This is a genomic window from Mycobacterium sp. NGS57 (assembly GCF_059812405.1).
Genome location: NZ_JCALCP010000006.1, coordinates 1 through 26,683 on the forward strand (window position 1 = coordinate 1; position 26,683 = coordinate 26,683).

Sequence of the window (26,683 nt, forward strand, 5' to 3'; positions counted from 1 at the left end):
GACACTCGACGGCGAAGCCCTGCGGACGCAATTGCGTGGGCGGCTGGCGGCGTACAAGGTGCCGAAGTTCATCTGGGTCACCGACAAGCAGGGCCTTCCGTTCACCGCGACCGGAAAGCTCAAGAAGTCGGAGCTGGCGCAGCAGCTCAGCGGACTGTTGGCGGGCCGCTGAAGGGTGGCAAACACCCGTGTCGAGATCAAGGCAAGGAGTAAACATGATGGGCGACAGAGTCTTACGCGTGGCGGTCATTGCGACGGGAGGGGTCGGCAGCATCGCATTGCGCGCGATCAGCCGCCGCCGGCACCTCGACCTGGTCGGTGTGTGGGTGCACAGTCCCGAGAAGACCGGCCGCGATGTCGGTGAGATCGTCGGGCTCGGCCCCATCGGCGTGACGACCACCGCCGATCTCGACGACATCATCAAGCTCAAGCCCGACTGCGTGGTCTACACGGCGACCAGCGCCGACATGGACGCGGCTGCGGTTCGCGACTACACCCGCTTGCTGAAGGGCGGCGTCAACGTGGTTACCACCAACACGCCGGGAATGATGTTCCCCGACAGGTGGATTCCCGCATTGGCCGACCAGGTTCGTGCCGCGGCGCTCGCCGGCGGTGTCACGATATACACCTCTGGCATCGAACCGGGATTCGCCGGCGACCAGTTCGCCGTCCTGCTGTCGACCCTGTCCAACACCATCCGCTCGGTCCGCGCGCAGGAGATCTTCGACTACTCGGCCTACCCGAACGAATACTTGATGTTCGACGCGATGGGCTTTGGCCGGCCGCTGGACTTCACGCCGCTGCTGGAGCTCGAGGGGGCACAGCAATTCGCCTGGGGCCCACCGATCGGTCTGGTGGCGCGCGCCCTCGGTGTCGAGCTCGACGAAATCACCGAAAGCTACGAACGCGTAGCCACGCCCAGGGACTTGCACGTGGCATGCGGGCTGATTCCCGCGGGCACCTGTGGGGCGGTGCGGGCCGAGACCACCGGGGTCGTCGACGGCCACCCGATGATCACCATCGAACACATCAACAGGATGGCGCAAGACCTGGCCCCGGAATGGGCGTCGGCGCCGAATGGCACCTACCGCATCGTCATCGAGGGCGAACCACACATCCACTGCGATCTTCGCTTCGGCACCGAGGACACCGCGGCTTCGGCGAATGACAACGCCATGGAGGCGACGGCCATGCGCGTTGTCAACGCCATCCCGTACGTCGTCGACGCAGCCCCGGGCATCGCGACGTCACTGGACCTGCCGATCACCGCGCCCCGCAACGCGTTGGATTTCGACTAGACGGTGAACATTGGGCCGCGCGGTGCGCCCCTGACCTCGTTGCCGCCGTCGATCGCGAAGCTCTGCCCGGTGATCCAGCTCGACTCGGGGCCCGCCAGGTACCGGACGCCGGGAGCGATATCGTCCGACGCCCCGAGCCGCCCCAACGGAACGCGCTCGAGAAAGCTGCTGGTCAACTCCTCCAGGTGTATGTAGCCCTGAGTCGTGGCCGCCTCGGTCAAGCCCGGACGGACGGCGTTGACGCGGATTCCCTTCGGGCCCAGCTCAGATGCTGCGACCCGAATCATCATCTCGAGCGCGGCCTTGCCCGCCGAGTAGTGTCCCAGGCCCTCCATCGGAATCTTCGAAGAGGTCGACGAGATGAACACGATCGACCCACCGTTCGTCATGAGCGGTGCGGAGTACCGCAACGCCAGGAAGTTCGATCGGAGATTTCCCATCACAAAGTTGGTGAAGGTGTCGAGATCTTGTTCGATAAGCGGGCCGGTGCCCCCGGATGCCACAGTGCCGACGACGATGTCCAGTCGCCCCTTGACGTCATAGGCCGCCTGCGCGGCTGCTGCGACGGTGGGTTCGTCCTCCGGATCTCCCTTCTGCAGCACGATTTCGGCTTCCGGAGCCACCGCAAGGATCCCTTCGCGAGTTGCGTCGAGGCGCTTGCTCGATCTGCCGAGCAGATACAGCGTGGCGCCGTCCGCGGCCAGGAGCCTGGCGCTGGCCTGGGCGATTCCCGCCGATGCTCCCAGGATGAACGCGGTCTGTCCGTTGAGCACGCCCATGGACCATTCCCTCTCGGTTGTGTACCACCGGTAGAATACTCATTCTCACAGCAAGGTAAAGACCATTCTCACCAGCTGGCGCGTTGGTGTAGCGTACCGGTGTGCCAGACATGACGGGCAAGGTCGTATTCATCACTGGGGCCGCCCGCGGCCAGGGCCGCGCTCACGCTGTCCGGTTGAGCGCCGACGGCGCCGACGCAATCCTTGTCGACCTCGCCGGCCCCCTGCCGCCAAGCGTCCCATACGATTCCGCAAGCCCCGATGACTTGGCGGAGACCGCCGACCTCGTCGCGGCCAATGGCAGGCGCGCTGTCACCGCGATCGTCGACACCCGCGATCACGACGGCCTGTGCGCGGCCGTCGACAAGGGGGTAGCCGAACTGGGCCGGCTCGACGTGATCGTCGCCAACGCCGGCATATGCTGTCCGGCTCCTTGGGATAAGGTTTCCCCCAGCGACTTTCAGGACACGATCAACATCAACTTGGTCGGTACGTGGAACACGGTGATGGCTGGCGCGAAACACCTCATTGCCGGGGGACGCGGCGGGTCGATCATTCTCATTGGATCGGTGGCGGGAGTGAAGATGGAACCCTTCATGGTCGCCTATACGGCAAGCAAGCACGGCGTCACGGGACTCGCGCGATCATTCGCGGTGGAGCTCGGCCGCTACGACATCCGGGTGAACAGCCTTCACCCCGGGTCGGTCGCGACGCCGATGGGGAGCGGCCGGATGATCGAAGCGATGCAGCAGGCGGCGGATTCCTATTCCCATCCTCAATATGGATTCAGCAAGCAGCTGCTACCCAACGCGGTGACGATGCCCGAGGATGTGGCAAACGCCGTCTCGTGGCTGGCCTCGGATGAGTCGAAATTCGTCACCGCGGCCGCGATCTCCGTGGATGTCGGAGTCGCTCAGGCGTAGCAGGATGGCGCTCAGTTCGGCCGGGCGGGAAAAGGAGGGTGAGTGGCCGCCGTCCAATTCGACGACCTGTGCCCTGATCCTGGCGACCGCACTGCGCCGGGCCCACGACTCCCCCACCGTGCGGTCGTCCCGCATCAGCACGTGGGGCGCGATGCCGCATCGGGCCAGCGGTTGATCGGGCACCGCTCGGTGAACACGGTGAACGATTGGTACCTCAGTTCGTCGAATGCATAACGCGCCAACGCTTCCGGGCAGTCGTGGTAGAAGCCTTCCGCACGACCCCCAGCTGAGCCCGAACGGCGTCACCATGCTCTTGTGGCTGAGGAGACGTGATCGCATCGGGTTGGCGTACGGGTGTTCGACGAACGACTGGCCGGGGACGGGCAGGAGACCACCGACGAACACCGCCGATGCGTCTGAGCTAGATGAACGCGGGCATCGATTCCCAGCCTCGGACAGCCGACGCTGATGATAAGTGTGCGTTCTGGGTGTCGATGTCCCATTCGGGGAAGCGCTTGAGGATTTCCTCGAGCGCGATTCGTGCCTCCAGCCTGGCGAGTGCCGCTCCTAGGCAAAAGTGCGCTCCCACGCTGAATGCCAGGTGCTGACGCGGCTGGCGATGGATGTCGAACGTGTCTCCGTCAGGCGGGAATTGGCGATGGTCACGGCAAGCTGATGCGATCAGCGGCATCATGACGCTGCCTTCGGGCACTGTGTGGCCGTACCACTCGGCATCACGGGTGACGTAGCGGGCGAGGTGCGGTACGGGGGGTTCGTAGCGCAGCAGTTCCTCGATTGTCTGTGCAATCAACCGATGATTGGCCGCGATTTGGCGCCGCTGGTCGGGATGATCGGCGAGAACCTTTCCTGCCCAGCCGAGGAGTCGGGTGGTGGTCTCGTTGCCTGCGGAGGCGACGAGGCCGATGTACAGCAGGATTTCGTCGCGGGTCAGCTTTCGGCGGACCCCTGTCTCGTCGTCGAACTCGACGTTGAGGAGTTCGGTGGTGATGTCGTCGGAGGGGTGTTCGGCGCGCCAGTCGAGATAAGTGGCGAACACCTCGTCGTAGTGGACGCCTTCTGAGGCCAGGGTCATGGGCTGGCCGGCCTCGGTGAGCAGCGCGGCATTCGAGCGTTCCCGGACCTGTTCTTGGTCGTGCTCGGGAATGCCGACCAGCATTCCGATGACTCTCATCGGCATCTGAGCGCCGAGGTCGGCGATGAAATCGAAACGTCCAGTGCCGACGAGAGGGTCGAGACATTGTGCGCAAAACGCACGGATCTTGTCCTCGAGTTCGGCAATCTTGCGGGGGGTGAACATCCGCGCGAGCAATTTGCGATGGATGTCATGAACCGGTGGGTCTTCGAAAACGATACAGCCGGGCGGTATCTCGATGTTGGCCTTGATCACTTCGAGGATCATTCCGCGGGCTGAACTGAAGGTGCCGGTGTCGACGAGCGCGCGGCTCACGTCCTGGAAACGACTGAGCGCATAGAAATCGTATTGCTCGTTGTAGTACAGCGGCGACTCCTCGCGCAGCCGCCGGAACACTGGATAGGGATCGGCCAAAAGTTCCATATCGTAGGGGTCGTACCGAATGTCGTTGACCTCAGTTACGGTCATGGTCCGCCTCCGGGTGCAGTGGAACCTGCCGCGATTCCTTTCATGTATCACAGCAGACCTAGCGCCAACTGACAAGACAAGTCACAGCAAAATGTTGCGTCGTCGTTGACTGTTGCGGATTCGCGTGGTGTGGTGAAGAGGAATTCCTGCGCGCCAGTCGCGCATGTGTTCTTGAGAGTTCATACGAACTGGCACGTGTGAAGCGACAAGATATCGTTGACCTCGGCCCCGGTTCGCAATACTACTAGCTACAGGTTGTCACGTCATACCGAACTGGAGCACGATGATGGGCCTTCCCCTTGCGTAGCCATGGATGGTCGGGCCGCACGCCGGCCTCCGATGAGGAAGCCGTCAACAGGATTCTCGACGCGGTTGACTCCTTGGTTGCCGAAGGCGGATCGGCCATCCGCGTCAGCGACTTGGCCCGCGTTCTGGGAGTGAGCCGCCAGACCATCTACCGTTACTTTCCCGGGGCCGAGGCGCTTGTGGTCGGCAGCCAGATGCGTTCGGCTAACGGCTTTCTCGATCGTTTAGCCGATCACCTGCGTGGGTGGACAAATCCGGCGGCTGCCGTCGTCGAGGGCGTCGCATTCGCGGCCGAGGAGTTCGCCGACGACCCGCTGATGGCGCGCGTCCTAGACGCACGGTTACCGGGTGGCACGTCGGCCTCGTTCACCGCCGGTGCGGCATTTGGCCTCGGACGAGAAATGTTCCGACGCTATGACGTCGACTGGGCCGCCCATGGCTTCGACCACGCTGCGATGGACGACCTCATCGAACTCGCTGTACGCACGCTGCAGTCGATTCTGCTCGATCCTCCCGAGCGGCCGCTCAACCCGGTGGCACTCCGCAGTCTCGTGGGCAGATGGCTTGGACCGGCCGTCCTCTACCACCAGCTGACCCGCGACATCGATGCACTAACCGCTCTCACGCAGGCCAGCCAACGGGCCTCCAGCGCTCGCGGATCAGTCAAATTGGCGTGACCAGAGCGCATCCAGCCACCCGGGGCTGGCGTCCCCCCGCCCGCTACGCTGCCGCCTGTACCCACCGATGAACGGCTCTCGTTCGTGCAGCAGCGCGAAAAGGGTCACCGTCGGGTGCGGGAGAGTCGACTAACGATTCCAGTTCCGGCCAGCGGTGATCCGATGACGCCCGGCGGCGCGTCCACCACGCACGGAATGGCGTTCACCGCGGCCATCGCGGTGGCCGTGATCCCCGGATTGATCCGGCTTTCGCTCGACTGTTCCAAATACAGTTCCAGGCTCATACTGGGGTCGCCTTCGACACGAAAAACCATGCCACCCTGTCCGTCGCGCGAAGGCTTGGGCCAATGTTCGGGCCACGGGGTGGAACTCACGGTCGCGAAGTATTGCACGGCCACCACTTTTCGGTCGTCGACGACTCCGGCCAGCTGCCAGCGGTGTCCACAAGTACCACGCCGAGGGCCGTTGGTAGATCGGACGGGGCCAGCAATGTCTCCCAGTCGAGTTCTACGCCGTCGAGTTCAATGCCGAGCAGGTCCGCTACATAGCGCACGACCGTCTCCCAGTCATGATTTACCTTGCCCGAGGCTATGCGGACCGGGACGTGGCCGTCCGGTTTGCCGAAACCCATCGATTCATGCAGCACATCCCAAATGGGATAGGCCTTGTCCAAGTCGACCGCGTATTCATCCATCCGGTACGAGGTCACCCTACCCGCGCCGGAGAGAAGGGCAGTCGGAAGATTGAGGCTGATGAAGCCGGGCTCACTACCGGTCGCGTAAAACGTTGAATTGCCCTTCTTGGCAGCCGGATCGAGCACGGCGCGCCAGCGTTGCGGCGCTGCCGCCGGGTACACCATCGGAATGGTCGAGATCGTGACGACGTTGATGCCCGATTCCAGGAGTGCGGCAATGTCCGCGATTGCCTCATCCTCGCGGCGGACCGCCGTCGCGCAGTAGGACACACAGTCGGGTTTCAGCGCAATGATTTCTGCCATGTCAGCCGTTGCCGTCACGCCAACGTCCGCCACACCGCAGAGCCGGCCCACATCGGTTCCGACCTTGCTCGGCGTCGAAACTTTTACACCGACAAGCTCCAGTGCCGGGTCGAAGATCGTGGCTCGAAGCGCCTCCCGGCCGGTAAGACCCGTCCCGATATGGACGACACGGTACCGATCGATGGCGTCATCACTCATCGTCGCTCCTTCCGTTCAAATATCACCGAGCCCGTACGGCTCGAACGAATTGGATCACTTGTAGAAAGGCCCCGGCTTACCCGATTCCTCGAGATGGCCGTACGGGTCGTACACCTTGACATTTGGATATGGGTTCTGCTCGTAGGCGGATTCGGACAGTCCCGCGGTCCGCAGCCCGGCCAGCACCGCCAGCGGTACCGCGAACGACACCAGGCCCACCGCAACCGAAACGAGCAGCTGGCGTGTCACCGTCACCTTGCTGCGGCCCGGTCGCGCCGGGAGTCCGCGGGCGATCCGGGTGATCAGCATCAACTCGCCGCCGTCGTCGCGGACGCACATGACGGCGACCATCGCGAAGATGAACGAGTCATACACCGCCATGATGAGCGGGAAGTGGATGTGGCCGATCCGCAGGGTCGGCCCGACCGCCTCGGTGTAGTAGAAGATGCCGAATTTCATCCAGGTGAACTGGATAAGGCCGTTGAGCGGTATCGCGATGACGACCGTTCCGAGGAAGACCGCGACGAGCCGGTGGCGCGCTAATCGGGTGCGCCGAGCCCACGGATCCAGCAGTCGGTCGTGCAGTTGCAGCATCCCCAGCCCGGTGAGCAGGTAGTAGGCCGCATAACCCCCGAGGAACGACAGCGCGGGCTCGAGGTCCGGAGAGATGTTCACATACGGCCAGGACAGCGGGAAGTGCAACATGCGCGGGTCGAAGATCGCGAACGTCGCCCAGTTGGCCAGCGGATCCAGCGCACCGGTGATGAGGCCCGCGAACGCGATCACCACCGCCCAGTGCACCTTGCGCTGTCGCACCGAGAGCCACACCAGCGTTCCGATCAGGCCGATCGCCATGGGGATGGAGCTAATAGACACCGCCAGCGGCCAATTTTCGACGCCGAGGAACGGCGGATACGGCGGCGGCCCCGGCAACGGGTTGGTGATCCGCGGATCGCCGTGCGTACCCGATTGGATGGTCGCGACGGTCGCGACCGCGAAGGCCAGGTACGCAAGGACGAACACGCCCCACCCCACGCTGACCGCCGACGGCGAACCGCCCGCCTCGACGGGCTCCGAATCGGGGTCGGCAACGGTATTCGTCATGTCACGCTTTCTGCCAAGTTCGCTTCCCACGCAGAGCGCGGTCTTACTTACCCTGCGCCCTCGCAGAGAATATTAATTCTCATATGCGAGAATCGGATCAACTTTGCGCAAGGGAAGCGGGATATGAGCGACCGGCACTCCAACATCGCGGGGACGCGCATGCTGATCATCGGGGCGTCCTCCGGCATCGGGCAGGCGCTGGCGATCGCCGCCCGCGCGAGGGGCGCCGACGTGGCCCTCGCCGCACGACGAGTGGGTCTACTCACTGAACTCGCCGATCGGCTCGACGGTTCGGCTTACGAACTCGACGTGTCCGACCCGCACGCGGTTGAGTCCGTCATCGGGGAGGTCGCGGCGAAGTTCGGCAAGCTCGACGCGGTGGTATTCACCAGTGCCGTCGTGCCGTTCGCGCTGATCGAAGACACCGACGTGGAGACCTGGCTGCACGCGTACGCCGTCAACGCCGTCGGCGCCTCGCATGTGCTGCGGACGGTCCTGCCGCACCTGGCCGACAATGCGACGATCGTCGTCGCGTCCAGCCACGACGTCGGCCGTCCCCGCGCGGGCGTGGCCGCCTACCACGCGAGCAAGGCCGCGCTCGACGAAATCCTGCGCTCGTGGCGGGCGGAGCATCCCGACCTCTCCGTCATCCGGGTGAGCGTCGGCCCCACCTGCGACACCGAGATACTGCGCGGCGCCGATCGCGACCTGTTGGCCGATCTGTACCGGACGTGGGCGCGGGAGGGTCAGATCCCGCTCGAGATGTCCGCAGTCGACGACGTGGCCAACGCGATGCTTTCCCTGATCGCGGTTTCGCGAGCGAACCCGACCGTGATCAGCGAGATCGTGCACCTGGCCCCACGAATCATCAAGAGCCGGTAGCTTTCACGCATACTGTCAACGGCGACGGCGGGTCGGACTTCGTCCGACATGCGAAGGGAGTCAAGCAGGTGACCGCAAAATCCCGACGGCTTCGAGTCGTCCAGTGGGCGACCGGTGCGGTGGGTACCGAAATGGCCACCACGATCCTCGACCACCGACCCGACCTCGAACTGGTCGGGGCGCGCGTGTATTCCGACTCCAAGAACGGTGTCGACATCGGCACGCTCGTCGGCCGCAGCCCGATCGGCGTCACCGCCACCACCGACGTCGCCGAAATCCTCGCGCTGGACGCCGATCTCGTGCTCTACGCGCCGTCGTTCACCAGCCTCGACGACGTGTGTGCGCTGCTGGAAAGCGGGAAGAACGTCGCGACCGTGTCGTTTCTGTTCCACCCCAGGCGCATTCCCGACGCCGACCGCCGGCGGCTGCTGGCAGCCTGCCAGAAGGGCGACGCCACGATCCACGCCAGCGGGCTCAACCCGGGCAACCTCTCCGGTGTGCTGCCCCTGGCGCTGTCCGGGATGAGTCGCTCGATCGAAAAGTTCACCCTGCAGGAGCGCGCCGACTGGTCGTTGTGGGAGAGCACCGACATCACCTTCGACGGAATGTGGTTCGGGCGGCCGACCGAGGACATCGGCCCGACGGCCAACGAGTTCTTGGCATTCAACACCGGCCTGTTCACCCAGCAGACTTGGTTCGTCGCCGATTCTTTGAACGCCGCGATCGACGATGTCACCGTCACGGTCGACGCGGTGCCGGCCACTAAGGACTTTGAGATCTTCGACCATCAGGTGCGCGCTGGCACCACCGCCGGGCAGCGCTGGAACTTCGTCGGGCACCGCAACGGCGAGCCGCTGATCGAGTTCGAGACGCTGTGGACGGTGGGCGGCGAGTACCCGGCGCACTGGCCCAAACCAGACGACGGCTGGACCCTCACGCTCGAAGGGGACCCGTCGATGCGCGTGCACTTCTTCTGCCTGGCCAGCTTTTCGCGGCCGGCCTCGATCGAGGAGCATGTGCGGGCCGGCCTCGTCGCCGTCGCGCTGCAGGTCGTCAACGCCATACCCGCGATATGTTCCGCCCCAGCGGGTTTCGCCACCATGGCGGATCTGCCGCTGATCCGCAGCTATACCGGTTTCGGCGACGGATCTCCTTAATCCCACACGACGTCGAGGCGCGGCGGCGAACGGAACATCGTGCCGGTCACGTAGGGCGGCGGGGCGTCGGGGTCGAGGCGCAGCCCCGGCAATTGATCGAGCAGCGCATCGAAGATCTTGGTGCTCTCCAGGCGCGCCAGGTGCATCCCCAAACACACATGCGCGCCGTGGCCGAACCCGATGTGCGGCTTGCGTTCCCGGAAGATGTCGAAGGACTCGGCGTCCTGCCATCGCGTCTCGTCATGGTTGGCGCTGCCCAGGTTCATCATCATCGTCGAGCCCTGCGGGATCTGGACGCCGAAGAAATCGATGTCGGTGGTGACTTCCCGCATGAAGTTCAGCAGCGGTGTCTCCCAGCGAATGCCTTCCTCGATCGCCTGCGGCAGCAGGCTGCGGTCGGCGCGCACCGCGTCGAGTTGGTCGGTGTGGGTCAACAGACCGAACGCGAGGCTCGCCGTCGACCGCGATGTGGTCTCCGCCCCCGCGGGCAGCAGATTGCGCATGAACCCGTAGATTTGCTCGTCCGACATCTTGACGCCGTCGATCTCGGCCCGCGACAGGATGCTCACCATGTCGTCTTTCGGCGACTTGCGGCGGTCGGCGAGCACGCCGACGAAGTACTCCTTCATCTCCGCCGACGCTTTCAGCGCGGTGTCCATGTCGCCGCGAAAACCCAGCAGGTCGATGGCGAGCCGGTGGAACTCACCGATATCGGACTGAGGCAAACCGAGCAGAGCCGCGATGATGCGCACCGGGATCGGCATGAACACCGCCTCGACCAGGTCGACCCGCTTCTTGTCTCGAAACTTCGCGATCGTGCGATCCACGAGGGGCCCGACGAGTTCGGTGTCCCAGCGTTTCATCGAGGACCTGGCGAACGCGAACTCGTGCAATCGGCGATAGGTCGCGTGCTCGGGCTCCTGCATCTCCAGAATCGTCGGCCCCTGCAGCGGCCGGACCACGTCCTCATAGATGCGGGTGCTGAACGTGATGTTGTCGGTGAAAACACCTTTGACGGCGTCGAACGAGTACGCGGTGAACGTCTTCTTGCCGTCGGCGCCGTCCCCGGGTACGCCCATCTCCGGCCAGCCCGGGTGGACGGCGGCCTTCGCGCGCAGTTCGCGCAGCAGCGGATAGGGGGTTGCGTCGCCGTCGGCGCCCATGCCGGCGTTGAACTTCTCCTGCGCCTCGCGGATGCGCTGGTCGATATCACCTGTGACGGTCGGCTCGGCCACGTGCCACCTCCCTACGGTCGTCGAACCTGGGTGCAAACCTACATGATGTATGTTGGTGCGACCAGGATCCGGCCGAATCGCGAAAGCACAGCCCGGCGCACCGAACATGGGTGTTATGGACGCAAATCCGAACGATCACATCCATATCCCCCACACTCGCCCGCCCGGTTGATGGCAACAGCGCGGTGTCACGCACCGGCGTCGGTCATTGGCACTCAACATACGACCTGCATGTTGCTACGATAATTCGTGCAGGCGGAGCGGTTCCTGTGGAAATGAATGTTTCCAGTAATCGAAATGGTTCCTTCTACCAGCTGATAACCTCGCTCTCAACTTAGAAGGAGACTGATGAAGCCAGACGACATGATCCTGGTGAGGTCGACCAGAATTGTGCGCCAAACTCGATGTCTGACAAGGGCTGACGATGCCTGACGACAAACAGCCACCGCTGCGGGTCGCGGTCGTCGGCGCCTCCGCCGGCCTGGGCCGGTGCATCGGCACCGGGCTCGCCCATCGGGGTGCACATGTCGCGCTGCTGGCACGCCGATACGACAGGCTGGTCGACGCCGCAAAGGACGCGGGCAACGGCGCGGTCGCCGTCGCCTGCGACGTCACGGTGACCGACAGTTGTCAGCAGGCGATGTCCGAGGTGGTCGGCGCGCTCGGGGGTCTCGACGCCCTGGTGTACACGACCGGCATGGGCGTGCTGGCGCCACTGCGCGATGTGACCGCGGAACAGTGGGCGCAGTTGTTCGCCACCAACGTCACCGGCGCCTCGCTGGTCACCGCGGCCGCCGCGCCACACCTGGCCGCGGCGGCGGGCTCGGCCGTATACCTGTCGTCGCTGAGTGCGTCCTACACGACGCCGTGGCCGCTGCTCGGGTCGTACGCGGTGACCAAGGGCGCGTTGGACAAGCTCGTCGAGGCCTGGCGCATCGAACATCCGGAGATCGGCTTCACCCGCCTCGCGGTGGGCGACAGCCTCGGCGGCAGCGGCGACGCCCAGACCGAGTTCAACAAGAACTGGGACCCCGACGCTCTGGAAACCGCGATCAAGTACTGGATGGAGAACAAGTACATGCTGGGCGGGCTGGTTGACGTCGAGCATCTGACCGAGGTCGTGAACGCCGTGATTCGGTGCGGCAACAGCAGTTTCATCCCGTCCCTAACCCTGGCCCCGCGCGCCTCCGATGCGGTGAAGGAACTCCGGCAATGGTGACCCAACGAAAGGGACCCAGATGAAGTCGAAAGCAGCGGTGTTGCGCGGTGTCGGTGTGGACTGGGAAGTCACCGAAGTAGATCTCGACCCGCCGCACGCGGGCGAAGTGCTGGTCAAGATGGCCTACGCCGGGATCTGTCACTCCGACGAGCACTTCTATACCGGCGACAGTGTGCCGACCGCGGAGATGGAAGAGATGATGCGGGTGGCCGGCGTACCGGTGCCCGAATGGTTCCCGATGCTCGGCGGACACGAGGGTTCCGGGGTCGTCGAGGCGGTCGGTCCCGAGGTGAAGGCGCTGAAACCCGGTGATCACGTGGCAATCTCGTTCTTTCCCGCCTGCGGTAGCTGTCGATGGTGCGCCACCGGCTACACCTACCTGTGCGACGTGGGCGCCGACATCTACGACAAGGCGATGACCACCGACGGCACCCGTCGTCGCCACCTCGGCGGCGAAGACCTCATGGCGATGATGCAGGTCGGCACCTTCTCCGAGTACGTGGTGGCCTCCGAGCGCTCGCTGGTGAAGGTGCACGACTGGATCCCGCTGGAGGCCGCCTCGCTGGTGTCGTGCGGTGTGACAACGGGATTCGGCTCGGGCTCGGTCGCGGCAGGTACCGAGGCGGGCGACACCGTCGTCGTGGTCGGCGTCGGTGGAATCGGGATGAACGCCGTGCAGGGCGCGAAGGTCGCCGGCGCCAAGCACATCGTCGCCGTCGACCCCAACGAGTTCAAGCGTGAGGTCGCACCGACGTTCGGCGCCACCCACACCGCCGTCGACACCGGCGCCGCGCTGGAGCTGGTCAGGGAGATCACCTGGGGCGTGATGGCCGACCGGGTCGTGCTCACACCCGGGGTCGTGCCCGCGGACATGATCATGACGGCGATGATGTTGCTGCGCAAGGGCGGAACGTGCGTGCTGACCGGGATGCCCAAGATCACCGACCTGATGGTGCCGATGGTCCTCACCGACATGGTCAGCTCGTGCAAGACGTTCAAAGGTGTGCTCTACGGCGAGATGAACCCGCGCGAAGCGATGCCGAAACTGCTGTCGATGTACGAGGCCGGCCTGATCAAGCTCGACGAACTGGTCACGCAGAAATACAAGCTCGACGACATCAACGAGGCCATGAGGGACCTTCGCGCCGGCAAGAACATCCGCGGCGTCATCGCCTTCGAGTAGCGTTGCGTCAAGGACGCGTCCCGGACGATTTCGTCGGCTGACCCGCGGAGGAGCTTCCAGCCGACCCGGAAGCCGAACTGCTCCAGGCCCTGTCGCGGATCTTGTGCCGACGCGAGCCTAACCACACGGCGAAATTTTCTGCGATTTATCGCAGTGCGGTTCGACTCGCGGCGAAAAAGAGCGGCTCAGCGCTGCCGTCCCAAAATGGGCTCAGCCCGGCCCAGTCCCGATTGGTGATGTGGTCTTCGAGGGTTCGCGCCGCACCGGTGAGCGGATGGTCATCGCCGAGCAGGCGCACGCAATCGTCGACGAGGTTTCGGGCGCGTTGTCCGGCGGGGTCGAATTCGTGGCCTCGCCATAACCACCAGGCGAGGTAGTACCTCGACTGCAGGGTCTCGATGTTGTCGTTACCGCGGGTTCGCGCGGTGCGGGCGAACGCCTTTTTGACCTCGATGCTGTGCGCCCTCAGGTCGGCCCGGTCGGAACGTTGTTCGTCGGCGTCTTCGGCGACCTTGTCGTGGGCGTCTTCGTCGAGGTTGCCCGGGTTCATCCGCTCCCGGCCGGGCATGACATCGATGCCACGGTCCTCGGACTCGGCATCGACATACAGGTCGAAGGCAATATTGCGGGTCTCGTTGGGCTGTCTTTCTATGTCGCAACAACGCCCAAAACTGCCATTGACGAATGTCACCATTTGTTGTTGACTCCATGGCATGACGGACGTCGTTCCGGCCCGGGGTTCACTGCGTTCGCGCGGCGCGGCAGCGGTGAGCACGTACACATTGCGGCCGATCAGCGGGGTGATACCGCCCGAGCGGGCGTGGGGAATCTGGCTGTCGCGCCAGATCGTCGCGCGGATCATGGCCACGTTCGGCCCGTCGCTGGCGGGCACGCGCGTCGAGCAGGTCGACACCAGGTTGCCCGACGGGCGCCGCGTCAAGGGTGAATGGGTGTACGGCCCGCGCACGCCCACCAGCGAGGCCGCACACTCTTCCGCGAAAGCCGGTGCGGTTTACTACGTGCACGGCAGCGGCTACGCCGTGTGCTCGGCGAAAACCCACCGCCGGCTGACCTCCTGGCTGTCGTCGCTGACCGGCCTGCCGGTGTTTTCCATCGACTACCGGCTGGCGCCGCGCCACCGCTTCCCCACCGCGGCCGACGACGTGCGCGCGGGCTGGGACTGGCTGGTGGAGACCTGCGGCGTGTCGCCGAAACAGATTGTGGTCGGCGGGGATTCGGCCGGGGGGCATCTGATCCTCGACATGCTGCTGCAGCCCGACGTCACCGCGCAGCCCGCCGCCGTGGTGCTGTTCTCCCCGCTGTACGACCTCTCCTTCGCGCTGTGCCAGGCGCAGGAACGGATCCAACGCGACCCCGCGATCCGCGCCGCCGACGCCATCCGCCTGGTCAGCCTGTACCACACCGGCGTCGACCCCACCCACCAGCGGCTCAAGCTCAACGTCGCCGGCGGCCCGCCGCTTCCGCCGACGCTCATCCAGGCCGGCGGGGCCGAGATGCTGCAGGAGGATGCGCGTCACCTGGCCGCCGACATCCAAACCGCCGGCGGCCGTTGCGATTTGCAGATCTGGCCGCACCAGGTGCACGTGTTCCAGGCGTTGCCGCGGATGACGCCCGATGCGGCTAAGGCGATGGCTTATGTCGCGCGGTTCATCGCCCACGCGCTGCAGGACGCGCGCGCCCTAGCGGAAGGATGACCATGTTGGGCCCGTTGGACAGGCTGCTGAAGAGGAACGCGCCGAGCCACGGCGCGTCGGCGGTGGTGACCGGCGCCGGCAGCGGCATCGGGGCGGCGTTCGCCGAGGAACTCGCCCGCCGCGGCGGCGCGGTGGTGTGCAGCGACATCGACGAAGTCGCCGCACAACGCACCGCCGACGCGATCACCGCGACGGGTGCGAAGGCCACCGCGATCCGTTGCGACGTCTCACGATTCGATGACGTCAGCGCTCTGGCCGCGCAGGCACAGGAGTGGTTTCAAGCGCCGCCCACGCTGGTGATCAACAATGCCGGCGTCGGCGCCGGCGGCGCGGCCATCGGCGACGTGCCGCTCGACGACTGGGTTTCGACACTGGGCGTCAACCTGTGGGGGCCCATCCACGGCTGCCACGTGTTCACCCCGATCCTGCGCGAGGCCGGACCCGCGCCGAGGGGCATCATCAACGTCGCCTCCGCGGCGGCGTTCGGCGCGGCACCCGGCATGGCCGCCTACAACGTCGGCAAGGCCGGCGTGGTCTCGCTGTCGGAGACGCTCGCGGCCGAATTGTCCGGCACCGGCATCAACGTCACCGTGCTGTGCCCGACGTTCGTCAGGACCAACATCGTCGACGCCGGAGTCGAATCCGGCCGCATCACCGCCAAATCCAGCGAGCTGGCCAACAAACTGATGCGCTGGGCCGGGTTCTCGCCGGACAAGGTGGCCCGCGTCTGCCTCGACGCCCTCGACCGCGGCGAGCTGTACTGCATGCCGCAGCTCGACGCCAAGATCGGCTGGAACATCAAACGCCTGGCCCCGCAGGCGTATACGCGCACGGTGGGCCTGGCATCCCGGGTCAACCTGCCCTGATCAACCTGCCCTGATCAACCAACGGAAAGGGGGCCTGCGGTGGCCATCGACATGGAAGTCATGCTCGCCAAGATCAAGGACCGACAATGGGCGCTCGCCGACATCGACTGGGATGCGCCCGGCGCCGAAATGATCAGTGATGAACAGCGGCCACAGCTCAAGGCGTTCATGGCCGACCTGTGCTGGATCGAGAACATCGGCGCCAGGGGCTTCGCGGCGCTGGCGAAGAAGGCACCCACACCGACCATCGCCGAGATCTACCGCTACTTCCACGCCGAGGAGCAGCGCCACGCCAACGCTGAACTGGCGCTGATGAAGCGCTGGGGGATGCTCACCGACGGTGAGATCCCCGAGCCGAACGTGAACATCCGGCTGGCGATCGACTGGTTGGACCGCTGGGCCGACGACATGCCGCTGTCTCTGCTCGGCACCGTCATTCCGATGCTCGAAGTCGCACTGGACGGCGCCCTGTTGAAATTCCTGCTCGACGAGGTGCACGACCCCATTTGCCACCAGGTCTTCGAGAAGATCAACAATGACGAATCACGCCATCTGGTCGTCGATTTCGAAGTTCTCGACATGATCGGCAACGCGAAGATCCGACGGTTGCTGATCGACTTCGTCGGTCACAATGCCACGCCGGGTCTCATCATCGGTGCGATCACGGGCGCACCGCTGATCAACAGGATCCGCAACGAGATCACCGCCATGGGTATGGAGCCGGAGCGGCTTTACCGGGCGGTGAAGCGATTCAAGGAGCTTGGCGATCGCGGCGAACGCACCAGGCGGGTACCGACTTATCGTTTCCTGAGGCGCTACGCCGGAGTGGTCACAAATCCACGCCACCCGTATCACCTGCTGGCGAATTCGATGGTGTGGCTTTCCGACCGATACCCGCGGCCCCTGCTTCCGTCGGTACCGACCTGGGTTCAAGAACTCACCCACGAACCGGCGGCGTGAGCATGGCGAACAACAACGTTGCCCATGCGGCGCTGATCATCGGCGCCGGCTTCACCGGCCTCGGGGCGGCAATTCGGTTGCGGGAGGCCGGCGTTGACGACATCGTGGTGCTCGAGCGCGCCGATCGGGTCGGCGGAACCTGGCGCGACACCACGTATCCCGGCGCCAGCTGCGACGTCCCCTCGCTGCTGTATTCGTACTCCTTCGTCAAGAACCCGACGTGGTCGCGCACGTACTCGCCGGCCCCGGAGATCTGCCGGCACCTCGAGGAGATGGCGACCAGGTTCGACGTCCGCCGCCACATCCGGTTCGGGCATGAGGTCAAGGACCTGACGTTCGACGAGGACGCCGGTGTGTGGACCGCGACGACCAAGAACCGCAAGAGGTTTCGCGCCCGCACCGTCGTGCTGGCCTCCGGCCCGCTGTCCGACGTCAGCTTCCCCGACATCCGCGGGCTGGACAGCTATGCGGGGCACAAGATCCACAGCGCCCGCTGGGATCACGACTACGACCTCACCGGGAAGCGCGTCGCCGTCATCGGCACCGGCGCCAGCGCCATCCAGATCATCCCGGAACTGGTCAAGCGGGCCGGGTTCGTCAAGGTGTTCCAGCGCACGCCGTGCTGGGTGCTGCCCCGCGTGGACACCGCCACCCCGCCCGCGGTGCAGGCCCTTTTCGCGAAAGTCCCTGCCACCCAACAGCTTGCGCGCCAGGCGCTGTTCTGGGGACACGAGGCCAGCGCCACCGCGCTGGTGTGGGACACCCCGCTGACGTCGCTGGTCGCCCGGCTGGGGCGGGCGCACCTGCGCTCGCAGGTCAAGGACCCGTGGCTGCGCCGGCAGCTGACGCCCGACTTCCGGCCCGGCTGCAAGCGCATGCTGGTTTCCAGCGACTACTACCCCGCGCTGCAGCGCGACAACTGCAAGCTCATCGACTGGCCGATCGCGACGCTGAGCCCGGCGGGCATCCGCACCAGCGACGGAATCGAGCACCACCTCGACTGCATCGTGTTCGCCACCGGCTACGACGTGCACTTGACGGGCCCACCCTTCCCCGTGACCGGACTGGGTGGGCGAGAACTGGCCGCCGAATGGACCGGCGGAGCCCAGGCCTACAAGAGCATCAACGCCCACGGCTACCCGAACCTGTTTTTCATGACCGGACCCAACTCCGGGCCCGGCCACAACTCGCTGCTCGTCTACATCGAGGGCCAGCTCGACTACGCGGTGCGCGGCATCACCACGATCCTCGACAACAACCTGCGCTACCTCGACGTGCGCGAGGACGTCCAGCGGCGCCACAACGAGAGCATCCAGCACCGGCTCACCAAGACGACGTGGATGTCCGGCTGCCGCAGTTGGTACCTCACGAAGGACGGGTACAACGGGTCCATGTACCCCGGCTTCGCGACGCAGTACCTTCGCCAGATGAGGGATTTCCGCTACGACGACTACGTGGCGGTGGCCCGCCATGCCCAGACCCATGCCGTCTCGTCCGCCTGAACCCGGCACGATCGCCAGCGTGCTGCACAACGTGCGGCGCGCGCCGAAGCGGGTGCGCCGCCAATCGCGCGATTTCATCGAGACCGCGGTGGCACAGCTTTTCGACGCGGCGGTCCGCCACCCGCAGGGTCTCGGGGGCTCCGGTGAGTACCGCATCGACGACCTGGCCCGGCTGGCCGGCACCACCACCCGCAACATCCGGGTCTACCGCGACCGCGGGCTGCTGCCGCCGCCGCTGCGCGTCGGCCGCATCGCGTTGTTCAACGACACCCACCTGACCCGGCTGCGGCTGATCACCTCGATGCTGGATCGCGGGTACAACATTGCGCACGTGCGCGAAATGCTCAGCGCATGGGAGCAAGGCAAGAACCTCGGCGACGTGCTGGGGCTGGAGACGGCCATCGTGGGCACCTGGACCACCGAGAAGCCGGAGACCATGGCGCTCGCCGACGCCAAGCGCCTGGTCGGCGACCCGCGCGCGTTCGAGCGGTTGGTCGCGCTCGAGGTGATCCGGGTCGACGGGGCGAGCGCGACCGTCACTCGGCCCAAGCTTATCGAGGCGTTCAACGAAATCGGCGGCTACGGTGTCGAATTGGACAAGCTCATCGACCTGCACGAGCAGATCGTGCCCGAGATCGACAAGATCAGCGACATGCTGGTGCGCGCCGGCGCCGAACACGTCATCGACCGCATCAAGCCCGGGGAGCCGTTGCCGCCGGATGCCGAGATCGCCGAGCTGATCACCATGTTGGTGCGGTTCCGCACGCAGGCCGTGGCGACGGTCACGGCCACCCTCGCATCGTCGATCGAATCGAACATCGAGTCACTCGTCAGCCGCATCCTCGCCGACTACCTGCAGCAGTCCCCGGAAAGCGGGGCTATCGCCCGCTGAGCGTCAGCGTCCCTTGGGTTTTCAGCACCGTGTCCGCGGTGATCTTCTCGGCCATGCGAGCCTCACGCTCGAGGTAGCGCTGCTTGGATTCGTCGAATTTGTCGCTGGCCGCCTCGAGTTCCTTGACCAGCACGGCGAGGTCGTCGCGCATCCGCGCGGCCTCGCCGGTGAAGTCTTCGCGTTCGAAGATGCGCCACTTCCTCAGCACCGGCATGACGACCTCGTCGAGGTGGATGCGTGGGTCGTAGACACCGCCAACCGCGATGATCACGGCCTTGCGCCGAAATTCCGGCACCGTGAACCCGGGCATCTTGAAATTGCGCAGGATTCGGTGCACCGAGCGCATTGCCTGGTCGGGCGCGATGTCCAGCCCGGCGGCGCTGACGTCCCGATAGAAGATCATGTGCAGGTTCTCGTCGTGCGACACCCTGGCCATCAACTGTTCTGCGATCGGGTCGGCAGCGGCTTTGCCGGTGTTGCGGTGCGCGACGCGGGTGGCCAATTCCTGAAAGGACACGTACATGACCGAGTCGAACAGACTCTCGGCGAACATGTCGCCCTGATGATTCTGGCCCGGGCTGAAGCCTCGAGTCATTTGCTCCATCCGCAGCTTTTCCAGCTCGACCGGGTCAACCGCGCGCGTGACCACCAGGTAATCCCGCAGCGCGGTGCTGTGCCTGTTCTCCTCGGCGGTCCAGCGATTCACCCACTGACCCCACGGGCCGTCCATGGTGAAGTTCATCGCGATCTCGCGGTGATATGACGGCAGGTTGTCCTCCGTCAACAGGTTTTGCACCATCGCCACTTGCGCCACGTCGGAGAGTTGGCTCTGCCCGGGCTCCCAGTCCCGACCGTCCAGCGCATAGAAGTTTTCGCCGTCCGACCACGGCACGTAGTCGTGTGGGCTCCACTCCTTGAACAGCGACAAATGGCGGTTGAGCAGCTGCTCGACCACGGGTTCAAGTTCGTGCAAGAGCTGTACGTCGGTCAAGCCGTCGGACACGGACCCTCCCAGTTATGTGTGTCATCCAGTAACACCAAGATCGCACGCTGGGAATACCACAACTAGGGCCTAAAGTCCCACGGCAACAACGGCTCCTGGGCGGCAGCTATTGCCGTTCGATCAGGTACGGCGCGAGGGTCGACAGCTTTTCGCAGGTCTCCTCGAATTCGCGCTCGGATTCGGACTCCTCGATGATTCCGGCGCCGGCCCGCAGCCAGGTCTCCCCATCGCATTCGTAAGCCGCGCGCAGCGTCAGCGCCGCGTCCAGGCCGCCGTCCGCCGAAACCATCACGACCGCACCGGAATACAGCCCGCGCGGGCCTTCGTCGAGGCGCAGAATGGCCTCGACCCCGGCCGCCTTCGGGATGCCCGACGCCGTGACCGCCGGGAACAGCGCTTCCAGCGCGTCCATCCGGTCGCTCGAGGGGTCCAGCCGCCCGGTGACCGTGGAACCCAGGTGCTGCACGCTCCCCCGCTCCCGCACCGTCATGAAGTCGGCGACCACCGCGGTGCCCGGTTCGGCGATCTCGGTCATCTCCTGCAGCGAGCTGCGCACCGAAATGGCATGCTCGACAATCTCTTTGGAGTTCGACTCGAGCTCGTCACGGGCCTGGCGATCACGCACCGCGCCACGGCCGAGCGCCCGCGTACCGGCCAGCGGCTCGGTCACCACGGCGCCGTCGCGGTGAACGGCGGCGACCAGTTCGGGGCTGTAGCCCACGGCGCGCATCCCGCCCAGGCGCAGCAAGAACGACCGCACCGGGGTGTTGTACCGGCGGCCCAGCCGGTAGGTGGACGGGAAGTCCACGGGGAACGGGACTTTGACGCAACGGGACAGGATCACCTTGTGGTACTTGCCCGACGCGATCTCCCGGACGGCGGCCGCCACCCTATCGCGGTAGCCGGACGGGTCGGGGGTCACGTCGACCGCGCGCGCGTCCGGCACGCCGCGCATGCCGTCGCCCAACAAGTCGCGCACCGCCTCGCGGTGGCCGGAGTCGGCGCCCTCGACGCGAACCTCCTCCGAGGTCACCACGATGCGGGTGGCGGGCCAAAACATCCGCGCCAACGGCGTTCGGGGCGCCAGCCGTTCCTGCAGCCCGTAGCGGTAGACACCGAATTCGAACGCGACCCAGCCGAAAAGCTGGTCGGTCTCGAGAAGCAGCCGGTCGATGGCCTCGCCCAGAACCGGTCCCGGCCGGCCGGACCATTGTTGCCGCTGAATCGCGCCGTCGCGGATGATGCGAAGCTCGTCGCTGTCCAGCTCGACCATCGCCTGCACGCCGCTGGCCAGCACCCACTGCCCGTCGTGCTCGTAGAGCAGGTACTCCTCGCCCAGTCGCTCGGGCAGCGCCGCGGCCAGCTCGGCCGCCAGGTCGGCCGGATGGATGCCGGAAGGCAACGGGATCGGCGGTGACGTGGAGCCTGCGGGACTCGTCTCGACGCTGACCTCGGTCACGGTTAGTAAATGTAGCCTAACCTATCTAAGCCCGCGCAACCGGGCGGCGACTACCCCAGCAGCGTGCGAACCACCGCGTCGGCCAGCAGCCGGCCGCGCGGGGTGAGCACCAGCCGGTCACCGTCGGACGACAGCAACCCGTCGGCCACCGCGGTCTCGGCGCGCCCGCATTCGGCCGCGCCCAGCCGATCCAGCGGAAGCCCGCGGCGCAGCCGGGTTTTCAACAGCACCTCCTCGGTGTGCAACGCGTCGCCGTCGAGCTGCTCGAAACCCGATACCGGCAGCGCGCCATCGGCCAGCGACTCCGCATAGGCGTTGGGGTGCTTGACGTTCCACCACCGCGTCCGCCCGACGTATCCGTGGGCCCCCGGCCCCGCGCCCCACCACTCGCCGCCGTCCCAGTAACCCAGGTTGTGGCGGCACTCGCCGCCCGGCCGGCACCAGTTGGACACCTCGTACCAGGCCAACCCGGCCGCCGACAGCCGCGCATCGACCAACTCGTAGCGGTGCGCCAGGACGTCGTCGTCGGGTGCGGCCAACTCCCCGCGCCGCACCCGTCGGGCCAGCGCGGTGCCCTCCTCGACGACGAGGGCGTAGGCCGACACGTGGTCGACGCCGGTCTCGACGGCCGTGTCGACCGAGCGCAGCAGGTCGTCGTCGGACTCCCCCGGGGTCCCGTAGATCAGATCGAGGCTGACGTGCTCGAAGCCGGCCGCCAGCGCCTCGCGGGCCGCGTCCGCCGACCGGTTCGGTGTGTGGATGCGTTCGAGGACTCCCAGCACCCGCGGCGCCACGGACTGCATGCCCAGCGACACTCGGGTGTAGCCCGCGTCACGGATGGCCGCGAAAAAATCCGGCCAGGCCGACTCCGGGTTGGCCTCGGTGGTGACCTCGGCGTCGGGCGCCAGGGCGAAGTGGTCGCGCACCATGCCCAGCAGCCTGGCCATGCGCTCGCCGCCCAGCAGCGACGGCGTCCCCCCGCCGACGAACACCGTGCTCACGGTCGGCCCGCCCAATCGCGCGGCCGCCATCTCGAGCTCGGCACCCAGGGCCGCCAGCCAGGCGTCGGGGTTGACTCCGCCCAGCTCGGCCGGGGTGTAGGTGTTGAAGTCGCAATAGCCGCAGCGGGTGATGCAGAACGGGACGTGCACGTACAACCCGAACGGCCGCCCGGGGCTGGGCTCGACGGCGGGCAGCACGGCCGGGGCCTCGCGAAGTGGCATGCCAAATACTCCCACGGCGGCGCCGGTGTGCGCGAATAACGGCTGGTCACGCCGGTAAACCCACGGAACCGTCCCCGAACCGCCGCCGAGTTCGGGTCACCGTGAGAAAAAATATGACCTGCTCGCAACCCACCTCCGAGTCCATGGCAGAATGGCAGCCGTGACCGCCAACCGCAGCCTGCGCATTGCCCTCGTGGCGCGGCGGCACATTGATCTCAAGCGTGTCTGCAGCTGTTGCTGTCTGTCTTGATCTCGTAGACCCGCCCCCTGTACCTCAGCGGCTGTCGGATCTGCGCCGCCGAAATAAACCGGTGAGTTGCGCTGTTTGACGCCACGGAAATCCGCTGACATCCGCGAAGGAGAAGTCCGGAATGACAACAGCCCCTCCCGCTGGCACTGAAAAGAAACCCCGCAACGAGGGCCAGTGGGCGCTGGGACATCGCGAGGCGCTGAACCCCAACGAAGAGATGAAGCAGGCCGGCGCCCCGCTCGATGTGCGGGGACGCATCGAAAACATCTACGCCGAGGGCGGATTCGACAGCATCGACAAGAGCGATCTGCGTGGGCGCTTCCGCTGGTGGGGCCTGTACACCCAGCGCGAGCAGGGCTACGACGGGTCGTTCACCGGCGACGAGAACGCCGAGTTGCTCGAGGCCAAGTACTTCATGATGCGGGTGCGCTGCGACGGCGGCGCGCTGTCGACGGCGGCGCTGCGCACCGTGGGTCAGATTTCCGCCGAATTCGGCCGCGACACCGCCGACATCACCGACCGGCAGAACGTGCAGATCCACTGGGTCGAGGTGGAAAACGTCCCGGAAATCTGGCGGCGGCTGGACGAGGTCGGCCTGCAGACCGCCGAGGCGTGCGGCGACTGCCCGCGTGTGGTCCTGGGCTCGCCGCTGGCCGGTGAGTCGCTCGACGAGGTGCTCGACCCCACCTGGGCGCTCGACGAGATCGTGCGCCGCTACATCGGCAAGCCGGACTTCGCCGACCTGCCCCGCAAGTACAAGACCGCCATCTCCGGCCTGCAGGATGTCGCGCACGAGATCAACGACATCGCGTTCATCGGCGTCGATCACCCCGAGCACGGCCCGGGCCTGGACCTGTGGGTGGGCGGCGGCCTGTCGACCAACCCGATGCTGGCCCAGCGCGTCGGCGCCTGGGTGCCGCTGGAGGAGGTGCCCGAGGTATGGGTGGCGGTGACGTCGATCTTCCGCGACTACGGCTACCGGCGGTTGCGGTCCAAGGCGCGGCTGAAGTTTTTGATCAAGGACTGGGGCATCGAGAAGTTCAGGCAAGTTCTCGAAACCGAGTACCTGAAGCGCCCGCTGATCGACGGGCCCGCCCCCGAGCCGGTCAAGCACCCGATCGACCACGTCGGGGTGCAGCGGCTGAAGAACGGGCTGAACGCCCTCGGGGTCGCCCCGATCGCCGGGCGGGTGTCGGGGACCATCCTGTCGGCAGTGGCCGATCTGGCCGAGCGGGCCGGTTCGAACCGGGTCCGGTTCACCCCGTACCAAAAGCTGATCATCCTCGACGTCCCCGACGACAAGCTCGACGAGCTGACCGCCGGTGTGGAGGCGCTGGGTCTGCAGTCCCGCCCGTCGCATTGGCGACGAAACCTCATGGCGTGCACCGGGATCGAGTTCTGCAAGTTGTCCTTCGCCGAAACCCGCGGCCGGGCACAGGATTTGGTGCCCGAGCTGGAGCGCCGGCTCGAGGACATCAACTCCCAGCTGGACGTGCCGGTCACGGTGAACATCAACGGCTGCCCGAACTCGTGTGCGCGAATTCAGGTCGCCGACATCGGGTTCAAAGGCCAGATGGTCGACGACGGCGCGGGTGGCTCGGTCGAGGGCTTCCAGGTGCATCTGGGCGGCAGCCTGGGCCTCGACAGCGGTTTCGGCCGAAAGCTGCGCCAGCACAAGGTGACCAGCGACGAGCTGGGCGACTACATCGATCGGGTGGTACGGAATTTCGTCAAGCACCGCAACGAGGGTGAGCGATTCGCGCAGTGGGTCGTTCGCGCCGAGGAAGGCGACTTGCGATGAGCGGAGAAGCGACGAGGCCGACCGAGGCCGAACTGCGCGAGTTGGCCGCCAAGGGCGCCGCGGAGCTCGACGGCGCCAGCGCCACCGAAATGCTGCGTTGGGCCGACGACAACTTCGGCGGCGTCAACGGCCCGCGTGGCTGGGCGACGTGCAACTACGTCGTGGCGTCCAGCATGCAAGAGGCCGTGCTGATCGACCTGGCCGCCAAGGTGCGGCCCGGGGTGCCGGTGATGTTCCTGGACACCGGCTACCACTTCGTGGAGACGATCGGCACCCGCGACGCGATCGAATCGGTCTACGACATCCGGGTGGTGAACGTCACGCCCGAGCACACCGTGGCCGAGCAGGATCGGCTGCTGGGCAAGGACCTGTTCGCGCGCGACCCCGGCGAGTGCTGCCGGCTGCGCAAGGTCGAACCGCTGGGCAGGGCGCTGCGCGGCTACTCGGCGTGGGTGACGGGCCTGCGCAGAAGCGACGCACCGACGCGGGCCAACGCCCCGCTGGTCACCTTCGACGAGGGCTACAAGCTGGTGAAAATCAACCCGCTCGCGACGTGGACCGACGACGACATGCAAAACTACATCGACGAGCACGACGTGCTGGTCAATCCCCTTGTCTACGACGGTTATCCGTCGATCGGCTGCGCTCCCTGCACGGCCAAGCCGGCCGAAGGCGCCGACCCGCGCAGCGGCCGCTGGCAGGGCATGTCCAAGACGGAATGCGGGTTGCACGCGTCGTGACTGCCCTCGTGCTGACCGCGCACGGCAGCAAGGATCCCCGGTCGGCCGCCAACGCGCGGGCCGTCGCGCACCGGATCGTTCGCATGCGCCCCGGCCTGGACGTGCGGCTGGCGTTTTGCGAGCTGAACACCCCGAGTCTGGCCGACGTGCTCGAACCGGGCGCGGTGGTGACCCCGCTGTTGTTGGCCGACGCGTACCACGCCCGCATCGACATCCCGCGTCAGATCGCGGGTTTCGCGGGCGTGCGCCAGGCGCCCGTGCTGGGCGAGGACGCCCGCCTGATCTCGCTGCTGCGCCGGCGGGTCACCATGTTGGGCGCTTCGCGGCTCGACGACGGGCTCGGCGTGCTGGTGGCCGCGATCGGGTCGTCCGACCCACAGGCCAATGCGCGCACCGCGGCCGTCGCGCCGCGGCTGTTGGCGGGGACCCGATGGCATTCTGCGACAACGGCATTGGTGACGCGACCGGAACCGTCGCTGGCCGAAGCCGCCGACCTGCTGCGCCGCCGCGGCGCCCGGCGGGTGGTCATCGCGCCGTGGTTTTTGGCGCCGGGCCGGCTGCCCGACCGGGTGCAACATTTCGCCGACGACGCCGGCATCGCGATGGCCGCACCGCTGGGCTCGCACCCGCTGGTGGCCGAGACGGTGCTGGATCGCTTCGATCAGGTGCTGGCCGGGCGTATCGCGGCCTGAG

At 66.1% G+C, this 26,683-nt stretch carries 25 protein-coding genes and 2 pseudogenes; 18 read left to right on the forward strand and 9 right to left on the reverse strand.

Annotation, left to right across the window (positions count from 1 at the left end):
• Together AC5Y43_RS12745 and AC5Y43_RS12750 are read left to right on the forward strand one after the other, a co-directional pair.
• Positions 1-172, forward strand: a pseudogene (locus tag AC5Y43_RS12745) (class I adenylate-forming enzyme family protein); the annotation flags it as partial.
• 46 nt (positions 173-218) lie between these two features.
• Complete coding sequence (locus tag AC5Y43_RS12750) at positions 219-1,298, forward strand: NAD(P)H-dependent amine dehydrogenase family protein (protein WP_499972895.1); 1,080 nt, start codon at positions 219-221, stop codon at positions 1,296-1,298.
• On the opposite strand, the gene AC5Y43_RS12755 is transcribed toward AC5Y43_RS12750, so the two are convergent.
• A complete protein-coding gene (locus AC5Y43_RS12755; protein ID WP_499972897.1) occupies positions 1,295-2,077 on the reverse strand; it encodes an SDR family NAD(P)-dependent oxidoreductase in 783 nt (260 codons plus the stop codon). The genes AC5Y43_RS12750 and AC5Y43_RS12755 overlap by 4 nt on opposite strands.
• A 110-nt stretch (positions 2,078-2,187) precedes the next feature.
• Here AC5Y43_RS12755 and AC5Y43_RS12760 point away from each other — a divergent pair, with 110 nt between their 5' ends.
• Positions 2,188-3,000, forward strand: a complete 813-nt coding sequence (locus tag AC5Y43_RS12760; RefSeq protein WP_499973398.1) for a mycofactocin-coupled SDR family oxidoreductase — start codon at positions 2,188-2,190, stop codon at positions 2,998-3,000.
• A gap of 4 nt (positions 3,001-3,004) precedes the next feature.
• Positions 3,005-3,175 carry a hypothetical protein gene (locus AC5Y43_RS12765; protein WP_499972898.1) on the forward strand — a complete coding sequence of 57 codons (171 nt, stop codon included), beginning with the start codon at positions 3,005-3,007 and terminating at the stop codon, positions 3,173-3,175.
• Between the two features lie 246 nt (positions 3,176-3,421).
• Here the strand turns inward: AC5Y43_RS12765 and AC5Y43_RS12770 are convergent, their stop codons facing one another.
• On the reverse strand, positions 3,422-4,621 hold the full coding sequence (locus AC5Y43_RS12770) for a cytochrome P450 (protein ID WP_499972900.1): 1,200 nt from the start codon (positions 4,619-4,621) through the stop codon (positions 3,422-3,424).
• A gap of 299 nt (positions 4,622-4,920) precedes the next feature.
• On the opposite strand from AC5Y43_RS12770, the gene AC5Y43_RS12775 reads away from it, so the two are divergent.
• Positions 4,921-5,604, forward strand: coding sequence for a TetR/AcrR family transcriptional regulator (locus tag AC5Y43_RS12775; RefSeq protein WP_499972902.1), 684 nt, complete (start codon positions 4,921-4,923; stop codon positions 5,602-5,604).
• A gap of 104 nt (positions 5,605-5,708) precedes the next feature.
• Here the strand turns inward: AC5Y43_RS12775 and AC5Y43_RS12780 are convergent.
• Positions 5,709-6,619 (reverse strand): annotated as a pseudogene (locus tag AC5Y43_RS12780) (dihydrodipicolinate reductase).
• A 234-nt stretch (positions 6,620-6,853) separates the two neighbouring features.
• On the reverse strand, positions 6,854-7,903 hold the full coding sequence (locus tag AC5Y43_RS12785; RefSeq protein ID WP_499972905.1) for a hypothetical protein: 1,050 nt from the start codon (positions 7,901-7,903) through the stop codon (positions 6,854-6,856).
• A gap of 123 nt (positions 7,904-8,026) precedes the next feature.
• On the opposite strand from AC5Y43_RS12785, the gene AC5Y43_RS12790 reads away from it, so the two are divergent.
• Both AC5Y43_RS12790 and AC5Y43_RS12795 read left to right on the forward strand, forming a co-directional pair.
• Entirely contained in the window at positions 8,027-8,785 is a 759-nt protein-coding gene (locus tag AC5Y43_RS12790) for an SDR family oxidoreductase (protein ID WP_499972907.1), read from the forward strand.
• A gap of 131 nt (positions 8,786-8,916) precedes the next feature.
• On the forward strand, positions 8,917-9,942 hold the full coding sequence (locus AC5Y43_RS12795; RefSeq protein WP_499973401.1) for an NAD(P)H-dependent amine dehydrogenase family protein: 1,026 nt from the start codon (positions 8,917-8,919) through the stop codon (positions 9,940-9,942).
• Here AC5Y43_RS12795 and AC5Y43_RS12800 read toward each other — a convergent pair.
• Positions 9,939-11,177: a cytochrome P450 gene (locus tag AC5Y43_RS12800; RefSeq protein ID WP_499972909.1), complete on the reverse strand. Its 1,239-nt coding sequence runs from the start codon at positions 11,175-11,177 to the stop codon at positions 9,939-9,941. The two genes, AC5Y43_RS12795 and AC5Y43_RS12800, sit on opposite strands and share 4 nt — an antisense overlap.
• Positions 11,178-11,601: 424 nt before the next feature.
• On the opposite strand from AC5Y43_RS12800, the gene AC5Y43_RS12805 reads away from it, so the two are divergent.
• Together AC5Y43_RS12805 and AC5Y43_RS12810 are read left to right on the forward strand one after the other, a co-directional pair.
• Positions 11,602-12,396: an SDR family oxidoreductase gene (locus AC5Y43_RS12805; protein WP_499972912.1), complete on the forward strand. Its 795-nt coding sequence runs from the start codon at positions 11,602-11,604 to the stop codon at positions 12,394-12,396.
• A gap of 19 nt (positions 12,397-12,415) precedes the next feature.
• Positions 12,416-13,579 (forward strand): NDMA-dependent alcohol dehydrogenase, encoded by a 1,164-nt coding sequence (locus tag AC5Y43_RS12810; RefSeq protein ID WP_499972915.1) that lies wholly within the window; start codon positions 12,416-12,418, stop codon positions 13,577-13,579.
• Positions 13,580-13,724: 145 nt separating this feature from the next.
• Here the strand turns inward: AC5Y43_RS12810 and AC5Y43_RS12815 are convergent, their stop codons facing one another.
• On the reverse strand, positions 13,725-14,447 hold the full coding sequence (locus AC5Y43_RS12815) for a hypothetical protein (RefSeq protein WP_499972916.1): 723 nt from the start codon (positions 14,445-14,447) through the stop codon (positions 13,725-13,727).
• Between AC5Y43_RS12815 and AC5Y43_RS12820 the strand changes: the two genes are divergently transcribed.
• From AC5Y43_RS12820 to AC5Y43_RS12840, 5 genes are read left to right on the forward strand one after another with little or no spacing between them, the layout of a single operon-like run.
• On the forward strand, positions 14,440-15,294 hold the full coding sequence (locus tag AC5Y43_RS12820) for an alpha/beta hydrolase (RefSeq protein ID WP_499972918.1): 855 nt from the start codon (positions 14,440-14,442) through the stop codon (positions 15,292-15,294). The two genes, AC5Y43_RS12815 and AC5Y43_RS12820, sit on opposite strands and share 8 nt — an antisense overlap.
• Positions 15,295-15,296: 2 nt before the next feature.
• Positions 15,297-16,160, forward strand: coding sequence for an SDR family NAD(P)-dependent oxidoreductase (locus AC5Y43_RS12825; protein WP_499972920.1), 864 nt, complete (start codon positions 15,297-15,299; stop codon positions 16,158-16,160).
• A 39-nt stretch (positions 16,161-16,199) separates the two neighbouring features.
• A complete protein-coding gene (locus tag AC5Y43_RS12830; RefSeq protein ID WP_499972923.1) occupies positions 16,200-17,120 on the forward strand; it encodes a ferritin-like domain-containing protein in 921 nt (306 codons plus the stop codon).
• Positions 17,117-18,622: a flavin-containing monooxygenase gene (locus tag AC5Y43_RS12835; protein WP_499972925.1), complete on the forward strand. Its 1,506-nt coding sequence runs from the start codon at positions 17,117-17,119 to the stop codon at positions 18,620-18,622. Before AC5Y43_RS12830 ends, AC5Y43_RS12835 begins: the two co-directional genes overlap by 4 nt.
• Entirely contained in the window at positions 18,591-19,514 is a 924-nt protein-coding gene (locus AC5Y43_RS12840; protein ID WP_499972927.1) for a MerR family transcriptional regulator, read from the forward strand. Before AC5Y43_RS12835 ends, AC5Y43_RS12840 begins: the two co-directional genes overlap by 32 nt.
• On the opposite strand, the gene AC5Y43_RS12845 is transcribed toward AC5Y43_RS12840, so the two are convergent.
• The 3 genes from AC5Y43_RS12845 to hemW all read right to left on the reverse strand — a co-directional run bounded on the left by AC5Y43_RS12845 (position 19,501) and on the right by hemW (position 23,199).
• Positions 19,501-20,517 (reverse strand): acyl-ACP desaturase, encoded by a 1,017-nt coding sequence (locus AC5Y43_RS12845; protein WP_499972929.1) that lies wholly within the window; start codon positions 20,515-20,517, stop codon positions 19,501-19,503. The two genes, AC5Y43_RS12840 and AC5Y43_RS12845, sit on opposite strands and share 14 nt — an antisense overlap.
• A gap of 106 nt (positions 20,518-20,623) precedes the next feature.
• Positions 20,624-21,976, reverse strand: coding sequence for a salicylate synthase (locus AC5Y43_RS12850; protein WP_499972931.1), 1,353 nt, complete (start codon positions 21,974-21,976; stop codon positions 20,624-20,626).
• Positions 21,977-22,026: 50 nt separating this feature from the next.
• Positions 22,027-23,199: a radical SAM family heme chaperone HemW gene (hemW, locus tag AC5Y43_RS12855; RefSeq protein ID WP_499972933.1), complete on the reverse strand. Its 1,173-nt coding sequence runs from the start codon at positions 23,197-23,199 to the stop codon at positions 22,027-22,029.
• Positions 23,200-23,350: 151 nt separating this feature from the next.
• On the opposite strand from hemW, the gene AC5Y43_RS12860 reads away from it, so the two are divergent.
• From AC5Y43_RS12860 to AC5Y43_RS12875, 4 genes are all read left to right on the forward strand, one after another.
• Complete coding sequence (locus AC5Y43_RS12860; protein ID WP_499972935.1) at positions 23,351-23,449, forward strand: Ms4527A family Cys-rich leader peptide; 99 nt, start codon at positions 23,351-23,353, stop codon at positions 23,447-23,449.
• Between the two features lie 121 nt (positions 23,450-23,570).
• The gene (locus AC5Y43_RS12865; protein WP_499972938.1) at positions 23,571-25,250 is read left to right on the forward strand and encodes a nitrite/sulfite reductase; all 1,680 of its coding nucleotides are present in this window, start codon (positions 23,571-23,573) and stop codon (positions 25,248-25,250) included.
• Entirely contained in the window at positions 25,247-25,990 is a 744-nt protein-coding gene (locus AC5Y43_RS12870; protein WP_499972940.1) for a phosphoadenylyl-sulfate reductase, read from the forward strand. Before AC5Y43_RS12865 ends, AC5Y43_RS12870 begins: the two co-directional genes overlap by 4 nt.
• Complete coding sequence (locus AC5Y43_RS12875; RefSeq protein ID WP_499972941.1) at positions 25,969-26,682, forward strand: sirohydrochlorin chelatase; 714 nt, start codon at positions 25,969-25,971, stop codon at positions 26,680-26,682. Before AC5Y43_RS12870 ends, AC5Y43_RS12875 begins: the two co-directional genes overlap by 22 nt.
• The last annotated feature ends 1 nt before the right edge of the window (position 26,683 follow it).

Excerpts from the sequence above, each read along its gene's own strand:
- AC5Y43_RS12750 (WP_499972895.1), top strand. The coding sequence starts at position 219 with ATGGGCGACAGAGTCTTACGCGTGGCGGTCATTGCGACGGGAGGGGTC.
- AC5Y43_RS12755 (WP_499972897.1), bottom strand. The coding sequence starts at position 2,077 with ATGGGCGTGCTCAACGGACAGACCGCGTTCATCCTGGGAGCATCGGCG.
- AC5Y43_RS12760 (WP_499973398.1), top strand. The coding sequence starts at position 2,188 with ATGACGGGCAAGGTCGTATTCATCACTGGGGCCGCCCGCGGCCAGGGC.
- AC5Y43_RS12765 (WP_499972898.1), top strand. The coding sequence starts at position 3,005 with ATGGCGCTCAGTTCGGCCGGGCGGGAAAAGGAGGGTGAGTGGCCGCCG.
- AC5Y43_RS12770 (WP_499972900.1), bottom strand. The coding sequence starts at position 4,621 with ATGACCGTAACTGAGGTCAACGACATTCGGTACGACCCCTACGATATG.
- AC5Y43_RS12785 (WP_499972905.1), bottom strand. The coding sequence starts at position 7,903 with ATGACGAATACCGTTGCCGACCCCGATTCGGAGCCCGTCGAGGCGGGC.
- AC5Y43_RS12790 (WP_499972907.1), top strand. The coding sequence starts at position 8,027 with ATGAGCGACCGGCACTCCAACATCGCGGGGACGCGCATGCTGATCATC.
- AC5Y43_RS12795 (WP_499973401.1), top strand. The coding sequence starts at position 8,917 with ATGGCCACCACGATCCTCGACCACCGACCCGACCTCGAACTGGTCGGG.
- AC5Y43_RS12805 (WP_499972912.1), top strand. The coding sequence starts at position 11,602 with ATGCCTGACGACAAACAGCCACCGCTGCGGGTCGCGGTCGTCGGCGCC.
- AC5Y43_RS12810 (WP_499972915.1), top strand. The coding sequence starts at position 12,416 with ATGAAGTCGAAAGCAGCGGTGTTGCGCGGTGTCGGTGTGGACTGGGAA.
- AC5Y43_RS12820 (WP_499972918.1), top strand. The coding sequence starts at position 14,440 with ATGGCCACGTTCGGCCCGTCGCTGGCGGGCACGCGCGTCGAGCAGGTC.
- AC5Y43_RS12825 (WP_499972920.1), top strand. The coding sequence starts at position 15,297 with ATGTTGGGCCCGTTGGACAGGCTGCTGAAGAGGAACGCGCCGAGCCAC.
- AC5Y43_RS12840 (WP_499972927.1), top strand. The coding sequence starts at position 18,591 with ATGCCCAGACCCATGCCGTCTCGTCCGCCTGAACCCGGCACGATCGCC.
- hemW (WP_499972933.1), bottom strand. The coding sequence starts at position 23,199 with ATGCCACTTCGCGAGGCCCCGGCCGTGCTGCCCGCCGTCGAGCCCAGC.
- AC5Y43_RS12860 (WP_499972935.1), top strand. The coding sequence starts at position 23,351 with ATGGCAGCCGTGACCGCCAACCGCAGCCTGCGCATTGCCCTCGTGGCG.
- AC5Y43_RS12865 (WP_499972938.1), top strand. The coding sequence starts at position 23,571 with ATGACAACAGCCCCTCCCGCTGGCACTGAAAAGAAACCCCGCAACGAG.
- AC5Y43_RS12870 (WP_499972940.1), top strand. The coding sequence starts at position 25,247 with ATGAGCGGAGAAGCGACGAGGCCGACCGAGGCCGAACTGCGCGAGTTG.
- AC5Y43_RS12875 (WP_499972941.1), top strand. The coding sequence starts at position 25,969 with ATGCGGGTTGCACGCGTCGTGACTGCCCTCGTGCTGACCGCGCACGGC.